General features: G+C 69.7%; 14 protein-coding genes and 1 pseudogene. 3 read left to right on the forward strand and 12 right to left on the reverse strand.

The features are described from left to right. Positions 1–693 precede the first annotated feature (693 nt). The gene (locus ACQYVW_RS02170; RefSeq protein WP_434945905.1) at positions 694–1,194 is read right to left on the reverse strand and encodes a Cif family virulence factor; all 501 of its coding nucleotides are present in this window, start codon (positions 1,192–1,194) and stop codon (positions 694–696) included. Positions 1,195–1,340: 146 nt separating this feature from the next. Here ACQYVW_RS02170 and ACQYVW_RS02175 point away from each other — a divergent pair, with 146 nt between their 5' ends. Next, a complete protein-coding gene (locus ACQYVW_RS02175; protein ID WP_434933825.1) occupies positions 1,341–3,014 on the forward strand; it encodes a long-chain fatty acid--CoA ligase in 1,674 nt (557 codons plus the stop codon). 175 nt (positions 3,015–3,189) lie between these two features. Here ACQYVW_RS02175 and ACQYVW_RS02180 read toward each other — a convergent pair. The 3 genes and pseudogenes from ACQYVW_RS02180 to prfB all read right to left on the reverse strand — a co-directional run. Then, positions 3,190–4,260: pseudogene (locus tag ACQYVW_RS02180) on the reverse strand (HD domain-containing phosphohydrolase); the annotation flags it as partial. Positions 4,261–4,406: 146 nt separating this feature from the next. After that, positions 4,407–5,930: a lysine--tRNA ligase gene (gene lysS / locus ACQYVW_RS02185; protein WP_434933826.1), complete on the reverse strand. Its 1,524-nt coding sequence runs from the start codon at positions 5,928–5,930 to the stop codon at positions 4,407–4,409. Positions 5,931–6,070: 140 nt separating this feature from the next. Then, a protein-coding gene (gene prfB / locus ACQYVW_RS02190) for a peptide chain release factor 2 (RefSeq protein WP_434933827.1) occupies positions 6,071–7,199 on the reverse strand; the annotation gives its coding sequence in 2 pieces (ribosomal slippage) (positions 6,071–7,123 and positions 7,125–7,199; 1,128 coding nt in all). A gap of 121 nt (positions 7,200–7,320) precedes the next feature. Between prfB and ACQYVW_RS02195 the strand changes: the two genes are divergently transcribed. Beyond that, positions 7,321–9,195, forward strand: coding sequence for a GGDEF domain-containing protein (locus ACQYVW_RS02195; RefSeq protein WP_434945906.1), 1,875 nt, complete (start codon positions 7,321–7,323; stop codon positions 9,193–9,195). 7 nt (positions 9,196–9,202) lie between these two features. Here ACQYVW_RS02195 and ACQYVW_RS02200 read toward each other — a convergent pair whose 3' ends face one another. Continuing rightward, on the reverse strand, positions 9,203–10,084 hold the full coding sequence (locus tag ACQYVW_RS02200; protein ID WP_434945907.1) for a LytTR family DNA-binding domain-containing protein: 882 nt from the start codon (positions 10,082–10,084) through the stop codon (positions 9,203–9,205). 146 nt (positions 10,085–10,230) lie between these two features. Here ACQYVW_RS02200 and ACQYVW_RS02205 point away from each other — a divergent pair, with 146 nt between their 5' ends. After that, the gene (locus tag ACQYVW_RS02205; RefSeq protein WP_434945908.1) at positions 10,231–11,454 is read left to right on the forward strand and encodes an acyltransferase family protein; all 1,224 of its coding nucleotides are present in this window, start codon (positions 10,231–10,233) and stop codon (positions 11,452–11,454) included. A gap of 12 nt (positions 11,455–11,466) precedes the next feature. Here the strand turns inward: ACQYVW_RS02205 and recJ are convergent, their stop codons facing one another. From recJ to dnaJ, 7 genes are all read right to left on the reverse strand, one after another. Further along, positions 11,467–13,185 (reverse strand): single-stranded-DNA-specific exonuclease RecJ, encoded by a 1,719-nt coding sequence (gene recJ, locus ACQYVW_RS02210; protein ID WP_434933235.1) that lies wholly within the window; start codon positions 13,183–13,185, stop codon positions 11,467–11,469. Then, the gene (locus ACQYVW_RS02215) at positions 13,185–14,117 is read right to left on the reverse strand and encodes a phosphoglycerate mutase (protein WP_434933234.1); all 933 of its coding nucleotides are present in this window, start codon (positions 14,115–14,117) and stop codon (positions 13,185–13,187) included. Before ACQYVW_RS02215 ends, recJ begins: the two co-directional genes overlap by 1 nt. Positions 14,118–14,122: 5 nt before the next feature. Next, complete coding sequence (greA, locus tag ACQYVW_RS02220; protein WP_434933241.1) at positions 14,123–14,587, reverse strand: transcription elongation factor GreA; 465 nt, start codon at positions 14,585–14,587, stop codon at positions 14,123–14,125. A 22-nt stretch (positions 14,588–14,609) separates the two neighbouring features. Next, complete coding sequence (gene carB, locus ACQYVW_RS02225; RefSeq protein WP_434945909.1) at positions 14,610–17,861, reverse strand: carbamoyl-phosphate synthase large subunit; 3,252 nt, start codon at positions 17,859–17,861, stop codon at positions 14,610–14,612. Then, positions 17,861–18,997, reverse strand: coding sequence for a glutamine-hydrolyzing carbamoyl-phosphate synthase small subunit (gene carA, locus ACQYVW_RS02230; protein WP_434945910.1), 1,137 nt, complete (start codon positions 18,995–18,997; stop codon positions 17,861–17,863). Before carA ends, carB begins: the two co-directional genes overlap by 1 nt. A gap of 201 nt (positions 18,998–19,198) precedes the next feature. Continuing rightward, positions 19,199–19,909, reverse strand: coding sequence for a 4-hydroxy-tetrahydrodipicolinate reductase (dapB, locus tag ACQYVW_RS02235; RefSeq protein ID WP_434945911.1), 711 nt, complete (start codon positions 19,907–19,909; stop codon positions 19,199–19,201). A 47-nt stretch (positions 19,910–19,956) separates the two neighbouring features. Further along, positions 19,957–21,087: a molecular chaperone DnaJ gene (gene dnaJ / locus ACQYVW_RS02240; RefSeq protein ID WP_434933230.1), complete on the reverse strand. Its 1,131-nt coding sequence runs from the start codon at positions 21,085–21,087 to the stop codon at positions 19,957–19,959. Between the last annotated feature and the right edge of the window lie 42 nt (positions 21,088–21,129).

A 21,129-nucleotide genomic window follows, 5' to 3' on the forward strand; every position in this document is an offset into this window, starting at 1 on the left:
AGATGATCGAACCCGCAACACACGGACGCGGCACACACTCAGCATGGCCAACCGGGCAACCCGCGCCGCCACGTGTCCGCGCTGCCACCTCCCTGATACCCGTGCGCTCAACCCACTCCAAACCCAGGCACTGCTTGTCGATATCCGGCCAGGCGCAGCCTGTCGGGGGCAGCGGGTCTTCGCAGCGAAATCAAGGGGGAGGCCTGCGCCACCGGCGCAGGCCGGAGGACATTCGCGGAGAAGGCCCGCTGGCGCCGGCAGGCCCCCTCGCTCGCGATGAAGAATGATCGAACCCGCAACACACGGGCACGGCACACGCCGCACGGTCAAACCAGCAACCCGTGGCGCCGCGTATCCGCGCTGTCACCCACCCTCATACACGCGTGCGCTCAATGCACTCCAATCCCAGGCACGGCTTGTCGACATCCGGCCTGGCGCAGCCTGCCGGGGGCAGCGGGCCTTCGCAGCGAAATCAAGGGGGAGGCCTGCGCCACCGGCGCAGGCCGGAGGACATTCGCGGAGAAGGCCCGCTGCCCCCGGCAGGCCCATCAGAACCCAGGTGAACTGAGCGAGCCCGCTCCACATCGCGCAATCCCCCAGGCGCGAAGACAACGAATGTGCCACGCCGCCGCGTGTGAGCGTCACCAATGAGGCCCGACGCTAAAGCTCCGCGACCCCGATGCGGCACAAGCGTTAGAACGTCGGCGTCCAGCGCACGCTGGCCAGCATCCACTCCCCATCCTCCAGACGCCACCCCGACTCGACCTCGTACACCTGCGCACTGTCCGGGAGCGCACGACCAGTGCTGCCACCACGAAGGATCGCATTTCCACGCACCGTCGCATGGGCAGGCGACAACTCGACATCCAATGGCCCCATCGCCAGACCGACCTCCCGATAGCGCAGCGCGAAGCCCGTCGCCAGCCTGCGCGCCCCGTCGCGATCGAGGCCCTCGTTGCCGATGAAGTCCTCGGCCAGATGCTGTTGCAGCGCAGCAGGATCGCGCGCCTCGATCGCCGCGACCAGCGTGGCCACGCGTCCGCGCAACGCGGCCTCGGGTTCCTCCCGCGCGCAGGACATGGACAGCGCGAGCAGGAACGACCACAGCAAAACGCGCCCCAGCCGCCCCGCACGCGCCCCAACACGACGGGCGCGATCCGGATCGCCGCCAACGGTTCGACTACTGTTTTCCATGGCCACTACTGTACGGCCTCCAGCGCGCGCAGGCCTGCCCTGCACCCACGCCGCGCGCCTTGCCAGCCCTCCAAGCCCTATGCTCCAATCCATACTGATCGGTATCGCCCAGAATGCCGGCCCGAACGTCCCGTGGAGGGGAACGCATGACGATCGAACGCCCGTGGCTTGCGCAGTATCCAGCCGGTGTTCCCGCTGAAATCGATGTCGACGAGTTCCAGTCGATCCCCGCGGTGCTGGAGCAGTCGATCAGGCAGTTCGGCGACCGTCCCGCGTTCACCAACATGGGCAAGGCGCTGACCTACGCCCAGATCGATGAACTCAGCAGACAGTTCGCCGCCTACCTGCTGGGCGAACTGAAGCTCAAGAAGGGCGATCGCGTCGCGATCATGATGCCCAACTGCCTGCAGTACCCGATCGCGACCTTCGGCGTGCTGCGGGCCGGCCTGACCGTGGTCAACGTCAACCCGATGTATACCGCGCGCGAACTGAAGCACCAGATGGTGGACTCGGGCGCGAGCGTGATCCTGGTGCTGGACAACTTCGCCAAAACCGTCCAGGACGTGGTGCCGCACACCGACGTGCAGCAGGTGATCACCACCGGGCTGGGCGACCTGCTTGGCTTCCCCAAGGGGCCCATCGTCAACTTCGTGCTGCGCAACGTGAAGAAGATGGTGCCCGAGTTCGACATCCCCGGCGCCGTGCGCTTCCGCGACACCTTGCGTCTCGGCAGCCAGCACCCGCTGCCGGAAATCTCGATCACGCACGACGACATCGCGTTCCTGCAGTACACCGGCGGCACCACCGGCGTGGCCAAGGGCGCGATGCTCACGCACCGCAACCTCGTGGCCAACATGCAGCAGGCCTCGGCCTGGGTCGGTGGCGAAGTCAGCCCGGGCAAGGAGGTGATCGTCACCGCCCTGCCGCTGTACCACATCTTCGCGCTGACGGCGAACGGCCTGGTCTTCATGAAGTTCGGCGCCAAGAACATCCTGATCACCAATCCGCGCGACATGCCCGGCTTCGTCAAGGAGCTCAAGCGCGAACCGTTCACCGCCATCACCGGCGTCAACACCCTGTTCAACGGCCTGCTGAATACGCCCGGCTTCGACCAGGTGGACTTCTCCTCGCTGCACACCACCCTCGGCGGCGGCATGGCCGTGCAGCGCGCGGTGGCCGAACGCTGGAAGAAGGTCACCGGCGTGACCCTGGTGGAGGCCTATGGCCTGACCGAGACCTCCCCGGCCGCCTGCATCAACCCGATGAACCTGGCCGAGTACAACGGCGCGATCGGCCTGCCGGTGCCCTCGACCGAATGCTGCGTCAAGGACGAGGACGGCCGGATGCTGCCGGTCGGCGAGGTGGGCGAGCTGTGCGTGCGCGGCCCGCAGGTGATGAAGGGCTACTGGAACCGCCCCGAAGACACCGCTGCCGCGATCGACGCCGAAGGCTGGCTGCATACCGGCGACATGGCGAAGATGGACGAACAGGGCTTCTTCTACATCGTCGACCGCAAGAAGGACATGATCCTGGTCTCAGGGTTCAACGTGTACCCCAACGAGATCGAGGACGTGATCGCGATGATGCCGGGGGTGCTGGAAGTGGCCGCGGTCGGCGTGCCCGACGAGCGCTCCGGCGAGGCGGTCAAGGTGGTGATCGTCAAGAAGGACCCTGCCCTCACCGCAGAGCAGGTCAAGGCGCATGCGCGCGAGAACCTGACCGGCTACAAGCAGCCGCGCCACGTGGAGTTCCGCGACGAGCTGCCCAAGACCAACGTGGGCAAGATCCTGCGCCGCGCCCTGCGCGACGAGGCCGCCTGAGCCTCGCGCGTCCTGGGGCAAAACCTGCCCCAGGACGGCAGATTCTGCCGACGCGCGGTGGGTGACAGGCGGGCGCAAGCAGAATCGCGGCTTACAGCGGACAGCCGGAAACGGGTATCTGGCCGTGTAGCGGGACGGTAGCGGAAGGCGCGGCCACGACGACCGCGCGGCAGCGTCAGGCCTCCGGCCCCGATGCCTGCGCCTTGAGCGCAAAGCGCTGGCAGATCGCGTCCAGGCGCTCGCGGTTCTTGAGCAGGGCCGCCACGCAGCCCGGGTCGAAAAGCTTGCCGGACTGGTCGCTCAGGTAGGCCAGGGCCTCGTCGATGCTCCAGGCCGGTTTGTACGGCCGCTTGGACACCAGCGCATCGAACACGTCGGCCACCGCCACGATGCGCGCCTCCAGCGGGATCTCGTCGCCAGCCAGGCCGTCGGGATAGCCGCTGCCGTCGAAGCGCTCCTGGTGACGCAGCGCGATCACCGCGCTCAGCTGGATGAAGCGGTTCTGGCTGCCGGACAGCAGCTCGTGGCCGATGCGCGGATGCTCGCGCATCAGCGCGGTTTCGGCCGGGTCCAGCGGACCGGGCTTGAGCAGCACCGAGTCGGGAATGGCGATCTTGCCGATGTCGTGCAGCGGCGCGGCCAGCTCGATCATCCGCACTTCGTCCTCGAACAGCCCCAGCTGCTCGGCGACCAGCCCGGCCACCGCGGCCAGCCGCGCGAGGTTGGCGCTGGAGCCGGAGTCGCGGTACTCGATCGCGCGCGCCAGCCGGTGCAGCGTCTCGCGCTCGCGCTCCTCGACCTCGTGCATGCTCGACAGCAGCCGTTGCTCCAGCGACAGCGCGCGCTGCTTGATCGATTCGGATTGCTGGCGCAGCTGCAGCAGGTTGCGGCAGCGCGCGCGCAGCTCGCGCGGCCGCACCGGCTTGACCAGGAAATCGATGACCCCCGCATCCAGGGCCGCCTGGCGGATGGGCTCGTCGCCCACCACCGTGACCAGCACGATCGGCACGTCCCGGTGCAGCAGCGGCTTGCGGAAGCGCCGCGCGAACTCGAGCCCGTCGATCACCGGCATCCGGTAGTCGAGCAGCAGCAGGTCCGGCCTGTTTTCCTCGCACCAGCGCAGCGCCGCCTGCGGGTCGCCGAAATCCAGCACGTCAAGCTCGGGACTGATGTCCTCGAGGATATGCCGCAGCATGGTGCGTGCGGATGTCTGGTCGTCGACGATGACGATGTTCATGGGGACTTCTGGCTCCGTAGGCATGCGTTCCCGCCCTGCTGGGCCGGCCCGCTGCCCGGTGGGTGGATAGCTAGCAAATCCCGTGCCCATACCGGATCCTTCCCTGTACCTCTGTCTGGAGTATGTACGCAAACGCAGGTTAGCGCAGGCCGGGGCTAGCCGCCCGCCTCCGGACGCATGTAGGGGAACAGCAGCACATCGCGGATCGAGGACGAGCCGGTGAGCAGCATCACCAGCCGGTCGATGCCCACGCCCAGCCCGCCGGTGGGCGGCAAGCCGACCTCCAGCGCCCGGATGTAGTCCGCGTCGTAGTGCATGGCCTCGTCGTCGCCGCCCTCCTTGGCCTCGACCTGGGCCCGGAAGCGCGCGGCCTGGTCCTCCGGATCGTTGAGCTCGGAGAAGCCGTTGGCGATTTCCTTGCCGCCGATGAAGAGTTCGAAGCGGTCGGTGATGCCGGGCTCGTGGTCGGACTCGCGCGCCAGCGGCGAGACCTCGACCGGGTAATGGGTGATGAAGGTGGGCTGCACCAGGCCGGGTTCGACGGTCTTCTCGAAGATCTCCAGCAGCAGCTTGCCCCAGCCGTAGCCGGGCTTGACCGGGATCTTCAGCGCCGCGCAGTGTCGCGCCAGCGCCGCCCGGTCGCGGCAGTCCGCCTGGCTGATCTGCGGGTTGAGCTCGCGCACCGCGTCTTCCATCTTCCAGCGGCGGAACGCCGGGCCGAGGTCGATGGCGTGGCCGTCCCACTCGACCGCGGTGGTGCCCAGCGTCTCCTGCGCCACATCGCGGATCAACCCTTCGGTGAGGTCCATGATCTCCTCGTAGGCCACATAGGCCTCATAGAGTTCGAGCATGGTGAACTCGGGGTTGTGGCGGGTACTCACGCCCTCGTTGCGGAAGTTGCGATTGATCTCGTAGACGCGCTCGAAGCCGCCGACCACCAGGCGCTTGAGGTAGAGCTCGGGCGCCACGCGCAGGTACAGATCGAGGTCGAGCGCGTTGTGGTGGGTGCAGAACGGGCGCGCGGTGGCGCCGCCGGCGATGTAGTGCATCATCGGCGTCTCCACTTCGAGGAAGCGGCGCGCGTCCAGCCAGCGGCGGATCGCGGCGATGATGCGCGAGCGCTTGACGAACACCTCGCGCGCTTCCGGGGTGACCACCAGGTCGACGTAGCGCTGGCGGTAGCGCTGCTCCACGTCGGCCAGGCCATGCCACTTGTCCGGCAGCGGACGCAGCGACTTGGTCAGCAGGCGCAGGCGCTCGACCTTGACCGACAGTTCGCCGGTACGCGTACGCATCAGGCTGCCTTCCGCGGCCACGATGTCGCCGACGTCCCAGGTCTTGAACGCGTCGTAGGTCTCGCCCAGGGCGGTCGACTGCAGGAACAGCTGGATACGGCCGCTGACGTCCTGGATCTGCGCGAAGGCGGCCTTGCCCATCACCCGCTTGGCGAGCATGCGTCCGGCCAGCTGCACCCGCCGGCCGGTCGATTCGAGCGCGTCGCCGCTCCAGCGCTCCGCGTCGCCGTATTCGTCCTGCAGATCCTGCGCATAGTCGTGGCGCCGGAAATCGTTGGGAAAGGCCACGCCCTGCCCGCGCAGCGCCGTCAGTTTCGCTCGGCGCTCGGCGATCAGCGTGTTCTCGTCGGCGGGCGGCTGCGTCTCTGGCTTCTGGTCGGTCACGGGTCTTGCCTGTAGGAGATGGAACATTGTCGGCGCGGGAGGATGTGTTGGAAGCGACCAGCCGTGCGCTCAGCGGCCGGTGCTGCCGAAGCGCGACGCCGCGCGCGGCCTGCGCTCAGCGCGGCGCTGCCGGCCGCGCGTCAGACCGCATCCGTGCGCTTGGCGCCGGCTTCGAGGCCGGACTTGAGGCTGGCCTCGATGAACTCGTCCAGGTCGCCGTCCAGCACGTTCTGCGTGTCGGAGCGCTCCACACCGGTGCGCAGGTCCTTGATCCGGCTCTGGTCGAGCACGTAGTTGCGGATCTGGCTGCCCCAGCCGATGTCGGACTTGGTGGCCTCCACCGCATCGCGCTCGGCGTTGCGCTTCTGGATCTCGAGTTCGTAGAGCTTGGCGGCCAGCATCTTCATCGCGTTGTCGCGGTTCTGGTGCTGGCTGCGGCCGGTCTGGCAGGCCACCACGATCCCGGTGGGGACGTGGGTGATGCGCACGGCCGACTCGGTCTTGTTGACGTGCTGGCCACCGGCGCCCGAGGAGCGGTAGACGTCGGTCTTGAGGTCGGCCGGATTGATCTCGATGTCGATGTTGTCGTCGACCTCGGGCGAGACGAACACCGAGGTGAAGCTGGTGTGGCGGCGGTTGTCCGAGTCGAACGGCGATTTGCGCACAAGCCGGTGCACGCCGGTTTCGGTCTTCAGCCAGCCGTAGGCGAAGTCGCCCTCGACCCGCAGCGTGGCCGACTTGATCCCGGCGACATCGCCGCCACTGGCCTCCATCAGTTCGGTCTTCCAGCCGCGCGATTCGCACCAGCGCAGGTACATGCGCAGCAGCATCTCGGCCCAGTCCTGGGCCTCGGTACCGCCGGCACCGGCCTGGATGTCGACGAACGCATTGCTGCTGTCCATCTTGCCGGAGAACATGCGCTGGAACTCCAGCTGCTCCACGCCCTTCTGGTAGCCATCGACGTCGGCGACCACGGCCAGCGCGGTGTCCTCGTCGTCTTCCATCTCGGCCAGTTCGAGCAGCTCGCCGGCACCGGCGAGGCCCTCGGTGAGGCTGCGGATGCCGTTGACGGTCTTGTCGAGCATGGACCGCTCACGCCCCAGCGCCTGCGCGCGCTCCGGATCGTTCCAGATGTCGGGATTCTCGAGCTCGCGCTCTACTTCCTCGAGCCGTTCGCGCCTGGCATCGTAGTCAAAGAAACCCCCTCAGCGCATCCAGCCGACCGGACAGGTCGGCGATGCGCTGGCGCACGGGGTTGAGTTCGATCATGGCGTGGTACCGGCGGTAAACAGCCCGCGATTCTAGCAATCCCGCGCTGTCGCAGACAGGGCGGACACGCCGCCGGCAGTTAGAATCGGCGTTCCTCCGCCCCGCCGTCACGCCACGCCCCATGTCCAACCGCATCCGGCGCGCGCTGTCACTGCTGGCCCTGGCGGCCATCGTCGCTACCGCCGCAGCAGCGCCCGGCGATGCCGAGATCGCGCGCTGTTTCGAGCTGCGTGACAGCGACCCGGCGAAAGCGGCCGCCCTGGCCGAGCAGACGCTGCAGACCCCGGGCCTGGGCGTGGAGGAACGCATCAAGCTCACCACCTGCCTGGGGCGCTCGGCGGCGAACGCCGGACAGGCGCGGCGCGCACTGGACGCCGTCGCGGCCGTCGATGCGCTGATGCAGCGCCATCCGATGCCGCCGGAGTTCCAGCTGCGCGCGCTTTCCAACTCCGGCGCCACCCTGCACATGCTGGGCAACATCCAGGGAGCCCTGGACTACTACGGGCGCGCCTACGAGGCGGCGAAGCAGAGCGAATCGGACGAGGCGCAGGCGGCGATGCTGGCCAACGTCGGCAGCATCCAGAGCGAGGGCCTGGGCGCCTTCGAGGAAGCCGAGGCGTATTTTGCGCGGGCCGCGGAGGTGGAGCGGCGCATCGGCGAGCCGCGGGCGCTGCTGCCCTACAACCGCGGCATGAACTTCCGGCGCATGGGCCGGCCCGCCGACGCGCTGGCGGCATTCGCCGAAGCCGAACGCCTGGCCAGCGCCGCAGGCCAGGAGATGGTGCTGCATCGCGCGCGTGCCGAGCGCCTGGCGCTGCCGGCCGCGGACGGGCGGCTGCCCGCATCCGCGCGTGGGGAGCTGCTGGAGATCGTGGATCGCCAGCAGGCGCTGGCCGATCCCAGCGGCGCGGCCACGACCCTGCTGCGGCTGTCCCAGGCGGCGCTGCGCGACGGCCAGGCACAGGAGGCGTTGGCGCGCGCCCGGCAGGCCCGCGGCCTGCTGCCGGCGGAGGTGTTCGGATTCGAACAGCGCGAGGCCCTGCTCGCGGAACTCGCCGCGCTCAGGGCCTTGGGCGACTGGCGCCAGGCCCTGGCGGCCTCCGAGGAACTGCGCGCGATCGAGGTCGCAGCCCGGCAGCAGAGCCTGGAAGGGCTTGCCGGGCTCCAGGCCAGGCTGCAGGACACGCGCAGCGCCGAGGAACTGTTGCGGCTGCGCGAAGAGCGCCGGATCGAAGCCCTGGAGTTGGCGCATGCCGCGCGGCTGCGCAACGCGTCGATCGCCGCCTTCCTGACGTTGGTCCTGCTGGTGGCCGCGTTCGCCTGGTACCAGCGCGGCGTCACCGCGCGCCTGCGCCGCCTGAGCACGGTGGACGGCCTGACCGGGCTGCTCAACCGGCGCGCGGCTTCGCGCGAACTGCAGCGCGGCGAATCCGCGGCCGAAGATGCGGATCGCCGCAGCGTGGTGTTTCTGATCGACATCGACCATTTCAAGGGGCGCAACGATCGCCACGGCCACGCCGCGGGCGATGCCGTGCTCAAGGCGGTCGCCCTGCAGTTGCGTGCATCGTCGCGGCCCGGGGACCTGGTCGCGCGCTGGGGCGGGGAGGAATTCTTGGTGGGCTGCCGCAACCTCGACCTGGCCGACGCCAGCGCCGTGGCCGAACGGCTGCGCACCGCGATGGCATCGCTGCGCCTAGACCCGGCGGCCGGTGGTGCCGATGAGCCGCTGTCGGTATCGATCGGTTTCGCCAGCCAGCCCTTCTTTCCCGGCGTCGGCGAAGGCTGGGAGGACACGGTGTCGCTGGCCGATCGCGCGCTGTACGCGGCCAAGCGCAGCGGCCGCGATGCCTGGGTGGGCCTGTGGGGACGCGGGCCCGGGCGCTACGCCATCGACGAGGTGCTGGCCGACCCGGCCGCGCTGGCGGCGCGCGGCGAGATCGAGGTGGCCTCCAGCCGCCAGCCCGTGCCCTGGCAGGCACCGGCCGCGGGCGGCTGAGCGGCTCTCAGCTCTCCACGAACCGCCCGCGCAGCGCGCCGCGATGGCGACGGCTGGCCGGCAGGACGCTTCCATCCTTCATGTGCACGCGGGCATCGCCGGTGTCCAGCGGCTCGATCGAGGACAGGTGCGCCAGGTTGACGATGTAGCTGCGATGGATCCGGACGAACCGCGCCGGGTCGAGCCGCTCGCCGATGCCGCCGATCGTGCTCCGCAGCGGGTAGTCGTGCCCGCGCACGCGCAGGTTGACGTAGTTGCCCGAGGCCTGCAGCCATTCGATGTCGTCGGCGTCGACCAGGAATTCGCGCCCCAGCTTGCGCACCAGGAAGCGCTCGGGCCGCTCGACCGGCTCCACCGCCGGCCCCTCGTCCGGCGCGCCGAGCAGGCTGACCTCGCCCTGCAGTCGCCGCAGCAGCACGCCGTAGGCCTCGACCACGCACACGAGCCAGACGTAGCTGCGCACGTCCTTGAGGTATTCGTAGAGCAACTCGCGCGGCCAGGGTCCGAAATCGTAGTCGGCGCCCTGCCAGCGATAGGCCAGGATGCGCAGCCCTACCATGCCCAGCACGTGCACCAGCGATACCGCCACGCTCGCCACCAGGTGCAGCGGCAGGCGGCGGTGCAGGTTGTGCCACTGGCTCGGATAGCGCTCGACCAGGCGCGCCACCAGCGGGATCAGCAGGGCCCACATCAGCGCGCTGCTGGCCTCCCACACGGCCGGTTCCCAACGCTGGAACGGATTATCGACATGGCGGTCGAGTTCCATCCAGGTGTTGATGCTGTTGCCGATCCCGTTGATGACCAGGACCGCGGCCACCACGCCGGCCTCGACCCAGGGACGCCAGGGGGCGTAGCGCTCGTAGGCGGTGGCGGTGGCGGTGGCCGGCATGGGGGCCGATTCTACGTGCCGCGCCGCCGCGGGCCGTCCCTTCGCGCCCGCGGTTCGTCCCCGGGGCGTGTCGGCCGGTCACTTCGGGCTGGCGGTCGCAGCGACAGTTCCCCACTCTGGGCCATCCGCCATCGTTCTGTCTGCCCATGACACGCCGCCACGATCTCGACTGGGTTCGCGTCCTCGCCTTCGGCCTGCTGGTGCTCTACCACGTGGGCATGTACTACGTGACCTGGGAATGGCACGTGGACAGCCCGCATGCGGGGCCGGCGCTGGAGCCCTTCATGATGATGAGCTCGCCATGGCGGCTGTCGCTGCTGTTCCTCGTCTCGGGCGTGGCCACCGCCTTCCTGGTCGGAAAGATGCAGCGCCAGGCCGGCAGCCCCGGCGCGCCGCCCCGCTTCCTCGGCCAGCGTTCGTGGCGGCTGCTGCTGCCGCTGGCCTTCGGCATGCTGGTGGTGGTGCCGCCGCAGTCGTACTACGAAGTGGTCGACAAGCTGCCCGGCGGCTACCACGACGGATACCTGGCGTTCTGGGCCCGCTACCTCGCTGCCGACGACAGCTTCTGCCGGGGCGACGATTGCCTGGCGGTGCCGACCTGGAACCACCTGTGGTTCGTGGCCTACCTGTGGGTCTACACCGCTGTCGCGTGGCTGGCGCTGCGCCTGGCGCCGCGCGCAGTGGCGAACGCGGGCGGGCGCCTGGGCACCTGGCTCGGCAGCGGCGCGGCGTTGCTGGTGTGGCCGGCGCTGGCGCTGATCCTCGCCCGGATGACGCTGATCGAGCGGTTCGGCTCCACCCACGCGCTGGTCGACGACTGGTACAACCATGTCCAGTACTTCACGGTGTTCGCGCTCGGCTTCCTGCTGGCGCGCCAGACGCGCGTCTGGGACGCCTTCGTGCGCCTGCGCTGGCCCGCCCTGGCGCTGTGGCTGGGCAGCTGGCTGGCGATCGCCCTCTACTTCGAGATGTTCCGCGACCTGCAGCCGCCGCAGGCGCTGCGCCTGTCGATGCGGGCCGCGTGGGGCCTGAACCAGTGGTGCGCGATCGTGGCGGTACTCGGGTTCGCGCGCCGGATCGCGCCAGGCGACAGCCCGGTACTGCGCTACCTGTCGCGTGCGGTCTTCCCGGTCTACATCCTGCACCAGACCATCATCGTAGTGCTGGCCTGGCAGCTGCGGCCGCTGGGACTGCGGCCGCTGCTGGAGGGCCCGCTGCTGGTGCTGGCGACCTTCGCGCTGGCCTTCGCCGGATACGAACTGGTCCGCCGCATCGCCCTGCTGCGGCCGCTGTTCGGCCTCGGCTACCGCGAACAGGCCGCTCCGGCGCCCGGCCTCCAAGGCGACGCGATCGCGGTGCGCGAGCGCTAGCCTGCCGGCGCCTCAGGCCGGCGCACGGTGCTCGACGATCAGCTGGATCGCGTCGCCACCGCGCCAGTCGTCGGGCGACAGGCGATAGGCCAGGCGCTGCCGCGCGGCCGGCGCCTCCCCCGGCAGGCCGCCGAACTGGATCGCCGCCAGCGGGCTGCGCACGCCCTCGGCGCGCAGGCGCAGCTTGAGGTGGCGGTCGCCCACGGGCTTCCAGTCGAGCACCTCGAACACACCGTCGAACAGCGGTTCGGCGAATCCCTGTCCCCAGGGGCCGCCATCGCGGATCGCCTCGGCGTGGAAGCGGTCGAATTCGCCCGGCAGCAGTTCGCCATCGCTGAGCAGCTCGGCCTGCAGCAGCACCGGATCCAGCATGCGGCCAACGGCCTCCGCGAAAGCCCGCTCGAAGGCCGCCAGCGCTTCCCGCCGCAGGCTCATGCCGGCGGCCATGGCGTGACCGCCGAAACGCTCGACCAGCCCGGGATGCGCGCAGTCGACCGCGGCCAGCACGTCGCGGATGTGGAGGCCGGGAATCGACCGCGCCGAACCGCGAAGCTGGTCGCTGCCCGGTTCGGCCGGCGCGAAGGCGATCACCGGCCGGTGCAGGCGCTCCTTCATCTTCGAGGCCACCAGCCCCACCACGCCGGCGTGCCAGTCCGGATCGAACAGGCAGACCGCCAGCGCCGGCTCGCCGCCCACGGCCGGGATCCTGGCCAGCGCGGTCTCGGCATCGTCGACCATCAGTTGCTGCACGCCGCGCCGTTCGGCATTGATCTGGTGCAGGCGCCCGGCCAGTTCGCGCGCCTGGCGCGGATCGTCGCTCAGCAGGCATTCGATGCCCAGCGACATGTCCTCCAGCCGACCGGCGGCGTTGAGCCGCGGCGCGACCGCGAACGCGATATCGGCGGCGGCCAGGGTCTCGGCGCGCCGCCCGGACACTTCGATCAGCGCCTGCAGCCCTGCACAGCCGCGCCCGGCGCGGAGCCTGCGCAGGCCGGCCGCCACCATCGCGCGGTTGCTGGCGTCCAGCGGCACCAGGTCGGCCACGGTGCCGACCGCCACCAGATCGAGCAGCACCGACAGGTCGGGGAGATCGCGCCCGGCGAACGCGCCCTCGTCGCGCAACCGTCCACGCAGCGCCAGCAGCACGTAGAAGATCACGCCCACCCCGGCCAGCGCCTTGCAGGCGAAGGCGTCGCCGCGCAGGTTGGGATTGACGATGGCGTCGGCCGGCGGCAGCGTCTCGCCCGGCAGGTGGTGGTCGGTGACCAGCACCGGCCAGCCGCGCGCCTTCGCCGCCGCCACGCCGGCGTGGCAGGCCACGCCATGATCGACGGTTACCAGCAGGCCGGGCCGCAGCGCAGCAAGTTCTTCGACCAGCCCGACCGACAGGCCGTAGCCGTGCAGCATGCGGTTGGGCACCGCATGCACCACATCGCGCGCGCCGAGCATGCGCAGGCCGCGTACCGCCACCGCACAGGCGGTGGCGCCATCGGCGTCGAAATCGCCGACGACCAGAATCCGCTGCTCGCGCGCGATCGCATCGGCAAGCAGGCGCACGGCCTCGACCAATCCGCCGAGGCCATCGGGTGGCGGCAGGTGCGCGAGCCTGGGCTGCGCCAGCGCAGGATCTCCGATGCCGCGCGCGGCATAGATGCGCCGCAGCAGCGGCGGCATCGCCTCGGGCCAGCCCTCGCCCAGCCGGTAATCGCGCCTGCGGATCCTGGGCGCCATCACCCCTGGAAATCCGGGCGGGGTCGACGCCAGACCCGCCAGCGCTGCCGCCGCCGCAGGGTGAACGTCGCACCATCGGCGGTGTCGAGCACCAGCGCGTCGATGCTGCCCGCGCTCAGCGAGGCCAGCGCAGGCTGCAGCCAGGCGCGCTCGAGGACTTCGCCGTCGCGCAGCGTGGACAGGTCGAACAGGACATCGCCCTCGCCCGCTTCGAACCGCGCCGGCAGGGCCGCGGCGTTGCCGGCCAGCGTGGCGAGGGCAGCGGCCAGCTCGTCGCCGCCGTGGAAACGCGTCCGTGGCGACTGCACCTGGTCCGGCAGCCTGCCGCCGCCCCAGAACCAGAGGGAGTTCACCGGCCGCCTGCCGGATTCCATGCGGCGCTGGTTCCAGGGATGGTTGTGCAGCACCACCTGCGCCTCGGTCAGCAGCACGCGCCAGCGGCGACCCTCACTGCCTTCGGCCAGGTGTTCGAAGACGTCGTCCCCCAGGGCATCGTCCGGCTCGGCGAACGTGGGCAACGGCGTCGAAGGCGCCAGCCGCAGGTACCAGCGCGACGGCACCGGCGCATCGATCGGCATGCCGGCATCGCCGAACAGCGGCTTGAGCGCCGGCAGCAGTTGCGCGACGTCGTCCGCATCCAGGCCCAGGGTGTCGCCGTGGTCGAGCAGCCGCGCGCCGTTGATATCCGGCTGGATCCGGCAGGGATCGGCGCGCAGCCAGCTCGCGCCCGCCGCATCGCCGGCATCGAGCTGCCGGGTCAGCGCGGCCACCGGCCAGTGGTCGGGCACGAGGCGGACATGCCGGCGCAGCTGCGCACGCCGGCCATCACCGAGTCCGCCGACCGCGTCGGCCCGCCCCAGTGCCGCGGCGACCCCGGCCGATGGCGCACCCAGCCGGCGCGCGGCAGGCAGCAGCAGGGTCGCCGTCGCCATGGGCCTCAGTCGCTGTAGCTGACGTCGACGATCTCGTACTCGCGCGATCCTGCCGGCGCCTCGATGGTCACGCTGTCGCCGGCGTGCTTGCCGATCAGGGCGCGCGCCACCGGCGACGAAATCGCGATCAGGCCGAGCTTGATGTCGGCCTCGAGGTCGCCCACGATCTGGTAGCGCTTTTCCTCGTCGGTCTCCACGTCGGCGATGGTCACCTTGGCGCCGAACACCACCTTGTCGCCGGCGTTCAGACGCGCCACGTCGATGACATCGGCATGCGACAGCTCGCTTTCCAACTGCTGGATCCGGCCTTCGATGAAGCCCTGCTGCTCGCGGGCGGCGTGGTACTCGGCGTTCTCCTTCAGGTCGCCGTGCGACCGCGCCTCGGCGATGGCGGCGATCACCGCCGGCCGCTTGACCGACTTGAGTTCATCGAGTTCGGCGCGCAAACGCTGCGCACCGGCCATGGTCATGGGTGCTCGCATAATCAGCTCCTCAGGCGTCCGCGCGCAGGGTCTGGTGCAGTTCCTGCAGCGCCCAGACCGGGCCGCTGCCGCGGAAATCCAGCGAATGCAACAGCGCGCGCGCGCCGGCGACGGTGGTGGAATAGGTGACGCGTTGCTGCAAGGCCTCGCGCCGGATCGAGAAGGAGTCGGCGATGGCCTGACGTCCTTCGGTGGTGTTGACGATGTAGGCGATCTCGCCGTTCTTGATCAGGTCGACGATGTGCGGGCGGCCCTCGATCACCTTGTTGACCTGCTCGCAGTCGATGCCGTTCTCCCGCAGCCACTTCGCGGTTCCGGCGGTGGCGACGATGGCGTAGCCGCGCTTCACCAGATCGCGGGCCACCGGCAGCACCCGCTTCTTGTCCGGATCGCGCACCGACACGAAGGCCTTGCCGCCCGCGGGCGGCGCCTTGATGCCGGCGGCCTCCTGCGCGCGGGCGAACGCGGCGCCGAAGTTGCGGCCCACGCCCATCACCTCGCCGGTCGAGCGCATCTCCGGGCCGAGGATCGGATCGACGCCCTGGAACTTCGCGAACGGGAAGATCGCTTCCTTGACCGAGTAGTAGTCGGGCACGATCTCCTTCGTCGCGCCCTGCTCGGCCAGGCTCATGCCGGCCATGCAGCGCGCGGCCACCTTGGCCAGCGGCATGCCGGTGGCCTTGGACACGAACGGCACCGTGCGCGAGGCGCGCGGATTCACTTCCAGCAGGAAGATGGTGTGGCTGCCGTCGTCCTCGGTCTGCACCGCGAACTGGGTGTTCATCAGGCCGACCACGTTCAGCGCCTTGGCCAGGGCCACCACCTGCTCGCGCAGGCGCTCCTGCACCTCGGCCGGCAGCGAGTACGGCGGCAGCGAGCAGGACGAGTCGCCCGAATGCACGCCGGCTTCCTCGATGTGCTCCATCACGCCGCCGATCAGCACGTTGCCGTCGCGATCGGCGATCACGTCCACATCCACTTCCACCGCGTTGTCGAGGAAGCGGTCGAGCAGCACCGGCGAATCGTTGGACACCTTGACCGCGTCGCGCATGTAGCGCGCCAGGTCGGCATCGGCGTGCACCACTTCCATCGCGCGGCCGCCGAGCACGTAGCTCGGGCGCACCACCAGCGGATAGCCGATCTCGCGCGCCAGCACCTGCGCCTCCTCGGCGCTGCGGGCAGTACGGTTGGGCGGCTGCTTCAGGCCGAGCTGGTCGACCAGCTTCTGGAAGCGCTCGCGGTCCTCGGCCAGGTCGATCGAATCGGGCGAGGTACCGATGATCGGCACGCCGTTGGCCTCCAGCGCACGCGCCAGCTTCAGCGGGGTCTGGCCGCCGTACTGCACGATCACGCCCTTGGGCTTCTCCAGCTCGACGATCTCCAGCACGTCCTCGAACGTGAGCGGCTCGAAGTACAGGCGGTCGGAGGTGTCGTAGTCGGTCGACACGGTTTCCGGGTTGCAGTTGACCATGATGGTCTCGTACCCGTCCTCGCGCAGGGCGAGCGCGGCGTGCACGCAGCAGTAGTCGAACTCGATGCCCTGGCCGATGCGGTTGGGCCCGCCGCCGAGGATCATGATCTTCTCGCGCCCGGTCGGCTCGGCCTCGCACTCCTCCTCGTAGGTCGAGTACAGGTAGGCGGTGGTGGTGGCGAATTCGGCCGCGCACGAGTCCACCCGCTTGTAGACGGGGCGGACGCCGTGGGCGCGGCGCAGCGCGCGGATCGCCGACTCGTCGGTGCCGACCAGCTGCGCCAGGCGCGCGTCGGCAAAGCCCATGCGCTTGAGCGCGCGCAGGCGCGCGCCGTCGAGCGCGTCGATTCCCCCGGCGGCCACCACCTTCTCGGCCGCGACGATGTCCTCGATCTGGTCGAGGAACCAGGGATCGACGAAGGACAGCGAGAACACTTCGTCCACCGACAGCCCGGCGCGGAATGCATCGGCCAGGTAGAACAGCCGCTCGGGACCGGCTTCCTTGACCTCGCGGCGCAGGCGCACCAGATCGGTCTCGTCGGACAGGTCCAGCCCGGTCGGGTCGAAGCCCACCTTGCCCGTCTCCAGCCCGCGCAGGGCCTTCTGCACCGATTCCTGGAAGGTGCGGCCCATCGCCATCACCTCGCCCACCGACTTCATCTGAGTGGTCAGGCGGGCGTCGGCCTGCGGGAACTTCTCGAAGGCGAAGCGCGGGATCTTGGTGACGACGTAGTCGATCGAGGGTTCGAACGAGGCCGGGGTCTTGCCGCCGGTGATCTCGTTCTTGAGTTCGTCCAGGGTGTAGCCGACCGCGAGCTTGGCGGCGACCTTGGCGATCGGGAAGCCCGTGGCCTTCGACGCCAGCGCAGACGAGCGCGACACGCGCGGGTTCATCTCGATCACGACCACGCGGCCGGTTTCGGCATTGATGCCGAACTGCACGTTGGAGCCGCCGGTATCCACGCCGATCTTGCGCAGCACCGCCAGCGACGCATCGCGCAGGCGCTGGTATTCCTTGTCGGTGAGCGTCTGCGCCGGCGCGACGGTGATCGAGTCGCCGGTGTGCACGCCCATCGGATCGAGGTTCTCGATCGAGCAGACGATGATGCAGTTGTCCGCGGTGTCGCGGACCACTTCCATCTCGAACTCCTTCCAGCCCAGCACCGACTCCTCGACCAGCACCTCGCCCACCGGCGAGAGCTCCAGGCCGCGCTTGACGATCTCCTCGAACTCCTCGCGGTTGTAGGCGATGCCGCCGCCGCTGCCGCCGAGGGTGAAGGACGGACGGATGATGGTCGGATAGCCGACCTTGGCCTGGATCTCGACCGCCTGCTCGAAGGTCCGGGCGACCTCGGCCTTGGGGCATTCCAGGCCGATCTCCTGCATGGCCACGCGGAACAGCTCGCGGTCCTCGGCCATGCGGATGGCCTCGCGCTTGGCTCCGATCAACTCGACGCCGTACTTCTCGAGCACGCCGTTGTCGGCCAGGTCCAGGGCGCAGTTGAGTGCGGTCTGGCCGCCCATGGTCGGCAGCAGCGCGTCGGGCTTTTCCTTGGCGATGATCTTCTCGACCGTCTGCCAGTTGATCGGCTCGATGTAGACCGCGTCCGCCATCTCGGGGTCGGTCATGATCGTGGCCGGGTTGCTGTTGACCAGCACCACCCGGTAGCCCTCCTCGCGCAGCGCCTTGCACGCCTGCGCGCCGGAGTAGTCGAACTCGCAGGCCTGGCCGATGACGATCGGGCCAGCGCCGATGATGAGGATGGTCTTGAGGTCGTTGCGCTTTGGCATCAGTGCTTCTCTGCGTGCTGCTTCGCCATCGACGCGATGAAGCGGTCGAAAAGCGGGGATACGTCCTGCGGACCCGGGCTCGCTTCCGGATGGCCCTGGAACGAGAACGCCGGCGCATCGGTCAGTTCGATGCCCTGGTTGGTGCCGTCGAACAGCGAGCGGTGGATCACGCGCACGTTGGCCGGCAGGCTCGATTCGTCGACCGCGAAACCGTGGTTCTGCGAGGTGATCATCACCCGGCCATCGCCGAGCGACTGCACCGGATGGTTGGCGCCGTGGTGGCCGCTGGGCATCTTCATGGTCCGGGCCCCGGCGGCGAGCGCCAGCAGCTGGTGGCCCAGGCAGATTCCGAACATCGGGGTCTTCTCCGCGATCAGTTCGCGGATCGCGGCGATGGCGTAGTCGCAAGGCTCCGGGTCGCCGGGGCCGTTCGACAGGAACACGCCGTCGGGCTGCATTGCCAGTACCTCGGCCGCAGGCGTCTGCGCCGGTACCACGGTCAGCTCGCAGCCGCGCTCGGCCAGCATGCGCAGGATGTTGCGCTTCACGCCGAAGTCGTAGGCCACCACGCGGTAGCGGGCCGGCGCCTTCACGACCTCACCGCTGTCGAGGTCCAGCGAGCCGTCGGTCCAGGCATAGGGGGCATCGGTGCTGACCACCTTGGCCAGGTCCATGCCCTTGAGGCCGGGGAACTTGCGCGCCGCCTCCAGTGCCTTGTCGACGTCGATCTCGCCGCCCATCAGCGCGCCGTTCTGCGACCCGCGCTCGCGCAGCAGGCGGGTCAGCTTGCGGGTGTCGATCCCGGCGATGGCGACGATGCCGCGCTGCTGCAGCCACTGCGGCAGCGCGACCTGGCTGCGCCAGCTGCTGGGGCGGCGCGGCACGTCGCGCACGATCAGGCCCGCGGCCCAGACGGAGGCGGCCTCGTCGTCCTGGTCGGTGCAGCCGGTGTTGCCGATATGAGGATAGGTCAGCGTCACCAGCTGGCGCGCGTAAGAAGGGTCCGTGAGCACTTCCTGGTAGCCGGTCATGGCGGTGTTGAACACCACCTCGCCGACCGACAGGCCGTTGGCGCCCACGGAAACGCCCTCGAATACGGTGCCGTCTTCGAGGACGAGGATTGCAGTCTGGGTCACTGGCTTCGCCTACGTGAGGTTGCAAAAAACCGCCGAAGCGGCTTCGAACCGGTCCGGGGCGGTGAGGAATCAGGCGAGCGAGAATGATACCGGGGCACCGCCTGCGGCGCCAGAGGATCGAGGCCAGGAACTGAACGGATTGCCGGCTTGCCGCGCGACCGCCGTCGGAGCAGCGCGGTGCAGTGGTCGGCTTCCCGCGCGCTACAGCAGGTCGCGCAGCCGGTACTGGCCAGGCGGGCGCCCCTGCAGCCGCATGGCCGCGTGCAGCGCGCCCCGCGCGAAGATGTCGCGATTGGTTGCACGGTGAACCAGTTCGATCCGCTCGCCTGCGGCGGTGAACTGCACCAGGTGCTCGCCGACGATGTCGCCTGCCCGCAGCGATGCGTAGCGTGGTTGCGCGCCACCGCGGCCGGCGGCCTCGCCCAGCGACAGCGCGGTGCCCGAGGGCGCGTCCTGCTTCTGCGTGTGGTGCGACTCGACGATGTCGCAGTCCCAGCCCGCCAGCGCGGCGGCCGCACGCTCGACCAGCTCATCCAGCACGGCCACGCCGAGACTGAAGTTGGACGCCCACAGCAGCGGGATCCTCGCCGAGGCCTGGCCCAGCGCCAGACGCTGCCGGTCGGAGATCCCGGTCGTTCCCGACACGAATCCCGCACCGCGGCCCACGCACAGCGCCAGCATGGGGTCGAAGCCCTCGGGCAGGCTGAAATCGATGGCCACATCGAACGCGGGCACGCCTTGCAGCTCGCTGCTGGCGAAGTGCGGAATCCCGTCCACCACGCGCTGGCCGATGCGCCGCTGCACCGCCGCCACCACCTGCAGGGCGGGCTGGTCGGCGGCCAGGCGCAGCAGGGCCTGGCCCATGCGCCCGGAGGCGCCGTGGATGAGGAGTCGGATGGGCGTCGTGGTCATGCGCGCAGGCTAGCGGCGCGCACCAGGCCCGGCAAGGCCGGGCCGGGTCAGGACACCATGCGGTCCCAGAAGCCGCGCACCCCGTCGAGGAAGGTGCTGGACTTGGGCGAATGCCGGCGTGCGTTCTCGCCGGTGAACGTGGCTTCGAACTGCTCCAGCAGCTCGCGCTGTTCGCTGGTCAGGTTCACCGGCGTTTCCACCACGACTTTGCAGTACAGGTCGCCCGGCGCGCGGCTGCGCACCGACTTGACGCCCTTGTCGCGCAGGCGGAACACCTTGCCGGTCTGGGTCTCGGCCGGAATGCGGATTTCGGCCTCGCCGCCCAGGGTCGGCACGCGCACGCTGTCGCCCAGCGCCGCCTGCGAGAAGCGGATCGGCACCTCGCAATGCAGGTCGTCGCCGTCGCGCTCGAAGATGTCGTGCGCACGCACCCGCACTTCGACGTAGAGATCGCCGGGCGGCGCGCCGGCCGGGCCGGCCTCGCCCTCGCCCGCCAGGCGGATGCGATCGCCGCTGTCCACGCCCGCCGGCACCTTCACCGACAGCACCTTCTCGTCCTCGATGCGGCCGTTGCCATGGCAACTCTGGCAGGGATTGGCGATGGTCTGGCCGCGGCCATGGCAGTGCGGGCAAGGCTGCTGCATCGAGAAGATGCCGCGCTGGAAGCGCACCTGGCCGCGGCCGTGGCAGGTCCCGCAGGTCTCGAGCTTGCGATCGGCCGAGCCGCTGCCGTCGCAATCCTCGCATTCGGCCAGGGTCGGGATCTCGATACGCTTCTCGACGCCGCTGACCGCTTCCTCCAGGTCCAGCTCCATCACGTAGCCGACGTCGGCGCCACGACGCGGCCCACGCCCGGCGCCGCCGCCACCGAAGATGTTGCCGAAGATGTCGCCGAAGATGTCGCCCATGTCGGCGCCACCGAAGCCCGGACCGGCGTTGCCGCCGCCCATGCCGTGCTCGAACGCAGCGTGGCCGTGCTGGTCGTAGAGGCGGCGCTTGCCGCCATCGGACAGGACCTCGTAGGCCTCCTTGCACTCCTTGAACGCGGCTTCGGCGGCCTTGTCTCCCGGATTGCGGTCCGGGTGATGCTTCATCGCGCAGCGGCGATAGGCCTTCTTCAGGTCCTCCTCGCTGGCATTGCGGGCGACGCCGAGGACTTCGTAGTAATCGCGTTTCATTGAGCTGGGATTGGGGATTCGGGATTGGGGATTGGTAGAAGC

This window comes from Luteimonas campi (genome assembly GCF_051162505.1).
In the GTDB taxonomy this organism is placed as follows: domain Bacteria; phylum Pseudomonadota; class Gammaproteobacteria; order Xanthomonadales; family Xanthomonadaceae; genus Luteimonas.